9 protein-coding genes are annotated in these 7,430 nt (G+C 37.1%); 1 reads left to right on the plus strand and 8 read right to left on the minus strand.

From position 1 onward, the window contains the following. From N7603_RS06480 to N7603_RS06495, 4 genes are read right to left on the minus strand one after another with little or no spacing between them, the layout of a single operon-like run. Positions 1-1,746: an ABC transporter ATP-binding protein gene (locus N7603_RS06480; protein ID WP_262096593.1), complete on the minus strand. Its 1,746-nt coding sequence runs from the start codon at positions 1,744-1,746 to the stop codon at positions 1-3. Positions 1,747-1,775: 29 nt separating this feature from the next. Further along, positions 1,776-2,162, minus strand: coding sequence for an SHOCT-like domain-containing protein (locus tag N7603_RS06485; RefSeq protein WP_262096594.1), 387 nt, complete (start codon positions 2,160-2,162; stop codon positions 1,776-1,778). A gap of 11 nt (positions 2,163-2,173) precedes the next feature. Continuing rightward, a complete protein-coding gene (locus N7603_RS06490) occupies positions 2,174-2,542 on the minus strand; it encodes a DUF2089 domain-containing protein (RefSeq protein ID WP_262096596.1) in 369 nt (122 codons plus the stop codon). A 12-nt stretch (positions 2,543-2,554) separates the two neighbouring features. Beyond that, positions 2,555-2,908, minus strand: coding sequence for a hypothetical protein (locus N7603_RS06495; RefSeq protein WP_262096597.1), 354 nt, complete (start codon positions 2,906-2,908; stop codon positions 2,555-2,557). A gap of 207 nt (positions 2,909-3,115) precedes the next feature. On the opposite strand from N7603_RS06495, the gene pepT reads away from it, so the two are divergent. Continuing rightward, positions 3,116-4,330 (plus strand): peptidase T, encoded by a 1,215-nt coding sequence (gene pepT / locus N7603_RS06500; RefSeq protein WP_262096599.1) that lies wholly within the window; start codon positions 3,116-3,118, stop codon positions 4,328-4,330. A 59-nt stretch (positions 4,331-4,389) separates the two neighbouring features. Here pepT and N7603_RS06505 read toward each other — a convergent pair whose 3' ends face one another. The 4 genes from N7603_RS06505 to N7603_RS09100 all read right to left on the minus strand — a co-directional run bounded on the left by N7603_RS06505 (position 4,390) and on the right by N7603_RS09100 (position 7,409). After that, the gene (locus tag N7603_RS06505) at positions 4,390-4,872 is read right to left on the minus strand and encodes a hypothetical protein (RefSeq protein ID WP_262096600.1); all 483 of its coding nucleotides are present in this window, start codon (positions 4,870-4,872) and stop codon (positions 4,390-4,392) included. 148 nt (positions 4,873-5,020) lie between these two features. Then, complete coding sequence (locus N7603_RS06510; RefSeq protein ID WP_262096601.1) at positions 5,021-5,770, minus strand: alpha/beta hydrolase; 750 nt, start codon at positions 5,768-5,770, stop codon at positions 5,021-5,023. Continuing rightward, positions 5,767-7,035, minus strand: a complete 1,269-nt coding sequence (locus N7603_RS06515) for a tetratricopeptide repeat protein (RefSeq protein WP_262096602.1) — start codon at positions 7,033-7,035, stop codon at positions 5,767-5,769. Before N7603_RS06515 ends, N7603_RS06510 begins: the two co-directional genes overlap by 4 nt. A 266-nt stretch (positions 7,036-7,301) precedes the next feature. Beyond that, positions 7,302-7,409 carry a zinc ribbon domain-containing protein gene (locus N7603_RS09100; protein ID WP_444850872.1) on the minus strand — a complete coding sequence of 36 codons (108 nt, stop codon included), beginning with the start codon at positions 7,407-7,409 and terminating at the stop codon, positions 7,302-7,304. Positions 7,410-7,430: the final 21 nt, after the last annotated feature.

A 7,430-nucleotide genomic window follows, 5' to 3' on the forward strand; every position in this document is an offset into this window, starting at 1 on the left:
CTAGCCCTCCACCATGTGTTCGAGTTCTTGCTTACGAACCATTTCTTGATAAACTGTGTTTCTACTTAATAGCTCATCGTGTGAACCGACATCCAGTAATTGACCTTGATCTAAAAGAATGATTTTATCCATCTTCTTAATGGTCGAGATACGGTGAGCGATGACGATGGTAGTTTTGTTTTGTCTAATTTCTTCTAAATGTTTGATGATGGCTTCTTCTGTCTTCGTATCGACAGCGGATACCGAGTCATCGAGAATTAAGATGGGTGCGTCTTTAGCTAGTGCTCTCGCAATCGAAATACGTTGTTTTTGACCACCGGATAATGTCACACCGCGTTCACCAATTTCAGTTTGATAACCGTGTGTAAAGTCCACGATGTTGTCATGAACATCGGAAAGTTTTGCATAATAAACCGCTTTTTCTTCAGACATTTGTGCCTCAGAGAACCCTATGTTATTCAAAATGGTATCTGAGAATAGGAAGTTGTCCTGCGGAACATAGGCGATTTGGTCACGCACATTTTTAATTGAAAGTTTCATGATGTCGTGGTCATCTAAGTAAAGCGCGTTTTCTTCAACGTTGTAAAGTCTAAGTAATAAATCGACAAAGGTGGATTTACCAGAACCTGTTCGTCCTAAGACCCCAACCATCTCACCGGGTTCAATCGACACGCTAATGTCTTTTAAAATCTTCTGTTCAGGTGCATCTGGATAACTGAAGTTTAAATGGTTAAAACGGATGCCACCCTTTAGTGCTTGAGGAGGTAAAACGTCTTTTGAATCTAAGACTGTTACTTTCGCATCCATGAATGTTTTTATGCGTTTGTAACTCGCGACCCCTTGGCTACGAATTGAGGCGAACTGTGAGAGCGCCATGACTGGCCAAATGAGTGTCGTAAATAGTGTAAAGTATTCGGTTAACTGACCTGGTGTAAAGTCAGAGGTAATCGCAATCCAAGCACCATAAGCGATAATCGTTAATATGGTTATGTTGATGAAGATTGTAATCACAATGTTAATCAAAATCATCACTTTGACAAATTCAACGTGTTTCTTATAAAAATCATCATTCTTTTCCGCGAAGAAAAGCGATTCTTTGGCTTCTTTGACGAAGGCTCTGATGACATTCATACCTGAGAAGGATTCTTGAGTAAAATCCGTCATATGTTCAAAAGCGTCTTGTCTAAGTTTATATTTTAGACGCATCTTTTTAATGATGAACATCGCAACTACACCCATGAAGACCATCGGGATCACGGCGATTAAAGTCATTTCAGCTGATAACTGAGTCATTCTTATGATGACGATTGTACCTAAGAATAGTGAGTCAAATAACATCAATGTCCCCGGACCAAATGCCTGTCTAATGGCTTCTAAGTCATTGATGAAGTGTGTCATTAAACCACCAACTTTGTGTTCTTTATAAAAATCGACACCGAGTTGTTCTGCATGTAAGAACATGCTCATACGCAAATCGTGTTCAACAAATCTTGCTGTTCCAAAGACAAATATACGCCATAACACACGGCCAACACCCATAATTAAAACAATCCAAACGAGTCTCATCAAAGACTCATTCAGGTTGTTTTCTGTAAGTGAGCTACTTCTCAATTTATCGATGATATCAGCAAAGATTCTTGGAATTTCGACTTGAACATAATCCACATACAACAAGGCTGCAATACCTAATAATAGTGGAATCGCGTACTTTATGTAGTACTTATTAATGTGTTTACCAAAAATCATATGCTTTACCTAATTTCTTTTTTATTTGGTTATTCGATACAAATCTTTACGATATCTCCGTCAGCAGACGTAATGTCGACTAAATCACCGACAGCACCCTCTTCAATCATTTCAATGATCGCGTCGACATCAATATTATTCAAGACATCCGAATTACCACCTATATTGATTTTACCACTCTTGAGGGCAGTTTTCGCAAATTTTAATGGTAAATTGATATTGACTTTATCGCCATCGGCGGAGACAATTCTGACTTTGAACATCAAGTTCTTTGGATCGCTTTTATATTTCGGTACTAAGACCTCCACCTTGGTGTTGTCTGGTTCTTTTTCTAATGCTTTTAATAAACGGTCAGCTTCATCGATCGAGATGACGCCTTCTTTTAACATTTCTAAAATTCTAAGTTTGTCGTTCATGTGGTTTCTCCTTATTTAAGTTTCTTTAATAATGCTTCAGCGTCTTCAATTGAAAGTTCGCCTTTACGGATTTTTTCAAAGATTTCAATGCGTTTTTCATCATCCTTAGAATCTTCGACTTTATAACCTAAAGCGCTGGTGACTTCTTCTAGGCTCTTCTTAACGGTTGGGTATGAAATGCCCAACTCTTTTTCGATTTGCTTAATGTTACCTTGATTCTTGATGAATACTTCAATGAAATATTGTTGTTCCTTGGTGAGGTAATCAAACTTTGAAAGTTGGAATTCGCCTCTAACGGTAATGTCTTTTTTCTTGCTTTGGATTTCGGTAACGACTAAGTCTGCACCGATCAGTTCAAATGCTTTTGTAATGTCTCTCATGTTTTTACCTTTCTAAACGCCCCATATTTCAAATAGAAAGTTTTCTTTTGGGGATTCCACCCCAATTAAACGGTTGTTCTTACCAATTGTTTTTAACAAAGGTAAGATGTCTTGTAATGTGAAGGATTCTAATTGGACTTGATCTCCTGTCGGAATGCGTTTGATGAATGTCCCTAAGAATCGTAAGGTCCAAAATGGAATTTTCGGTGTTAGAAATAAGAGGTTGCCTTTAAGAAACACCAATTTAAATCCGCGCACTGGTTTAAATTTGTAAGGTTTACTTAAGGCTTTTTCCCTGAAATCTAAGTAGGCACCCACAGAGATGTCTCCCTTTTCAACGAGTGCTAATGCTTTTTTCTTGTTCATTTTCATCACCTACATCCATATAATATACCTCGAATCAATTATTGTCAACACTTTTTATTAATGTTTTTAATATTGAAATTGATTTTATTAATTTCTATATTGATTTTCTTAATTTTAACTGGGATTTTATAAATTATACAAGGTTTAAATGTTATTTTGTCCAACCACAGGGTTTTATATTATAATAGGTGCAGGAGGCTTTTTACTATGAACTTACTTGAACGCTTTTTAACTTACGTCAAAATTGACACCCAATCCGATCCTAATGTCGATACGTGTCCTTCTACTTTAAAACAAAAGAATCTTGGAAATCTACTTGTTGAAGAACTTAAATCCTTAGGCGTATCTAATGCATATATGGACGAACACGGCTATGTATATGGATTAATTCCATCCAATTCAAAAAAACCTATTACCCCAATCGGTTTCATCGCACACATGGACACGTCCCCTGACGCGCCAGGCGCAGGCGTGAACCCGCGCATTATTAAAGCTTACGATGGCGGCGTGATTCAATTGAATGAAACCCTATCGATGGACCCAGCCAAATTTACAGCTCTAAATTATGTCGTCGGACAAGATTTAGTAGTCACTGACGGCCACACGTTATTAGGTGCAGACGATAAAGCCGGAGTTGCTGAAATCATGACCATGGTTGAAATTATGACACTTCATCCGTTTGAACATGGCGATATATACATCGGCTTTACCCCTGATGAAGAAATCGGGCGTGGGGCAGACTTATTTAATTTAAACTTCTTTAAAGCGAAGTTTGCCTATACTGCAGATGGATCACTGATTGGTGGAATCGAATATGAAAACTTTAATGCAGCTTCTGCTAAAGTATCTTTTATTGGTAAATCCATTCATCCAGGTGCATCTAAAAATAAGATGATCAATGCCCAACACCTCGCTTTCGAATTCCATAGTTTATTACCTGTGTTTGATAACCCAGCCTACACGGAAGGTTACGAAGGTTTCAATCATTTAAGCAATATGGAAGGTTCTGTTGAAGAAGCTAAATTGGGTTACATCATCCGTAATCACGATATGGTCAAATTCAATAAACAAAAAGAAGACTTCAAGAGAGTCGTCCGTTATATGAATGAGAAATATGGTTACGAAGCTGTCAGCCTAACCATTACCGATAGTTATTTCAATATGCTTGAAGTATTAAAATACGACATGTCTCCTGTTGAACTTGCGAAACAAGCAATTCAAAATGTCGGACTAACCCCGCACAGTGAGGCGATTCGCGGAGGCACTGATGGTGCACGTTTAACTTTCATGGGCTTACCTTGTCCAAACCTTGGTACAGGTGGATTTAATTTCCATGGTCGTTATGAATTCGCAAGTATCCAACAAATGGAACAAGCTGTCGACGTGATGGTAGAGATTATAAAATTGATTTCCAAAGGATAATCAGACAACCTCATAAAATGCAAATCCCACGCTTTGAATAACGTGGGATTTTTTGGTGTTTATTTTGTTATTGATGTTTCGTTCTTCAATGCTTTCGGATCTATTGGTGTATGTGTAAATACCATCAGTGTTATGAGTGCTACACAAGCAGCAACCATGCCTATAAAGAATGTCGTATATTGTGAAAATGGATTTTCTCTTATGGTTTCAAACAGAGTTAAAGCGGTAAATCCTAAAATGATTAACGGCCCAACTGAACCGTATTTAACTAAATAGATATAGGAAACACGGTGTTTGTCTTTTAGATAGAAAAAATAGTGCGGTATTCCGATTGCAACAAAAACAACAATGCCAGCGAACACAATCCAAACAATCCATAAAAATAATAGAATGAGGAGCATAAAGCCATTACCGTAACCTGGTTCATCGGAAACCAAATTAGTATTTCTCAACTCTGTAAATGCTACCATGATCAGATAAAACATAGTAAGCCAGGTAATTACTGAGAGGATACCTAACATCTTGGATGTTGATTTTTTCATACCACACCTCCATCAAGTAACTTGAGAATTACTCAACTTTTGAATGTATTATACCAAACATAATCCATTTTGTCTTTAGTATTTCTGTGACAGTTTTGTGACACTCTAAAAAGAAAAAAGGCCTTTTAGAAACGCCTTTTTGTCCTAATTATTCAGGAATAAGATCAATAATATCTTTAATGCGTGCACGCCAGTCTCTTTCATGGTGTTTTCCAAAAGGAATCACTCGATAAATCGGGTTCAATCCTTTAGAAATCAAGGCGTTATATACAGATTCATTCGCTTTAATATAATCGAAATCTTCTGATTCAGAATCACCAGTATCTAAGTAAATAAGTCCGTTATGAGGTTTTTGGGATTCTTTAATAAAATCGATTAAAGCTTCTTCAGATATCCAAAAAGCATTGGATAAACAGAGTGCATTCTTAAAGATTTGTGGATACTTAAGTGTGGCATATAAGGATATATGTCCACCCATTGATGAACCAACTAGAGTTACATTAGTCAAATTCACTGGATAGTTCTCTTTCAGATAAGGTAAAACCGTTTCGATTAAATCTTTTAAATATAAATCCCCTTTCCCACCTGTGATTCGTGGTTTATCTCCAAAGGAAATTTCTTTTGTAGACATAAACGGGTTGTATTCATCTAATCGATCTAACCCATTCGCGCACGAGAGTCCGACGATGATGACGGGTTTCATTTCATTCGATTCAAAAATGTCTTTGATTCCCCAAGAAACACCAAAAGACGCTTTTGTATCTTCAAAAATATTTTGACCATCTTGGAAAAATAAGACTGGATAAGTTTGATTAGCTACAATTGTTTTTGGCATCATAATAGATAATTCTGCTATGCGCTTTAAATTAGGGAGAGTTATTGGAGTGTATGTTATCATTTTTGTTTTTTATTGAAGTTCTCAACCGACTCAAGATACATTTTCGATTGATCATGCCCCAAATTAGCCGCTTTCTTCCAATAATAGACTGCGGTATCTTCGCTCTTCACGACCCCTAAGCCTTTAATGTATAAAATACCTAAATTAAACATCGCACCAACGACATCTTTTTCAGCTGCTTGACGGTATAAAACAGATGCTTTTTCATAGTCTTGTTTTACATAATCGCCATTTTGATACATGACACCTAAGTTATATTGTGCATAAGGATGTTTTTGTTCGGCCGCTTTTGTTAACCAAATAAATGATTTGTCAAAATGCGGTTTGCCTTTGTATTTAAAGTATAAGATACCTAGGTTATACTGCGCATTCATATCGTTCTGATTCGCAGCCATCGTTAAATACGCGACCGCTTCATCGATATCTTTTTCAACACCTTGTCCGTTTTTATACATCAATCCAACATAGTATTGTGCTAATGCGTAACCTAAGTCAGCTGACTCTTTTAAATAAGGGAAGGCTTTATCGTAATCTTTGTTACCAAATTCACCTTCATAATACATGACACCTAAAGTACCTAAAGCCAAATAGTGGTGTTGTTTACTTGATAACTCTAACCACTTCTTCGCTTCTTCATAATCTTTTTTAACAATGTCAGAGTCAATATATAATAGGGCTAAAGCGTATTGTGCATAGGCATGGCCTTGCATCGCGGCTTGTCCATAGTATTCAAAAATTTCTTTATCCTTTTTTACGTCGGTATGAAGCGCTTCATAGATTGAACCTAACAAAAATTGTGCTTCAGCGTATCCGCTTTTAGCAGATTTTTCTAGGTATTCAATAGCAGTCGCTACATATTTTTTAACGTAAAAACCATAATAGTAATAGCAACCAATCATATAATTTGAAATTGGGTCACCTTGGTTAGCCTCATCACGGATACCTTCAAAGCCAGCTTCGAAATAGTCCTTTGCGAGACGTTCATCTTTCAATACACCATACCCGGTTGTGTGTAGTAATGCGAAGCCATAAAAACATTTGAGGCTGCCTAGAGACATGCCCGTCTCATAAAGTTCCTTCGCCTTGATAACATCCATGGCATTACCCTCACCAATAGCGAAACTACGGCCTAAATGGTAAAAAGCATCTGCGTATCCATTTAATGCGAGGGTTTCAAATATTTTGACCGCTTTTTCTGGGTCTTTTTCTTTTACGTTGAGTCCTAAATAGGACATCGCTTCTAAATATAACGTATCTAAACTCATCTTTAATCACCATATTATTTATACCACAGAATGGTTCATTTTTCCCTTGATAAGCAAAAAAAGATGTAATTGGCTTACATCTTTAGGTGTTGATAAATGATATTAGCGATTTCAATCATCCCATATTGTGAAGGGTGAATGAGATCTACCGATAAGTGAGTGAACTACCCACCACTTAAATAGAAGTGGGGGCTTCCTATCCAAACCAGTGTACCCACCAGTGACTCAATAGGCTATCCCCGTAGTCCCTACGGTTCTTAGTTCTTTCATATCTCTAAAGCTAATTTGTACTGTCTTAATCCTTCTTTGTTGATATTCATCGCTGCGTTGTGGTCTCGATCTAAGTGTAACTCACACTTTGGACACTCAAACACGCGATTAGAGAGTTTGAGTTC

Origin of the sequence: Paracholeplasma vituli, from assembly GCF_025446935.1 — a bacterium.
Classification (GTDB): Bacteria; Bacillota_I; Bacilli_A; order Acholeplasmatales; family UBA5453; genus Paracholeplasma; species Paracholeplasma vituli.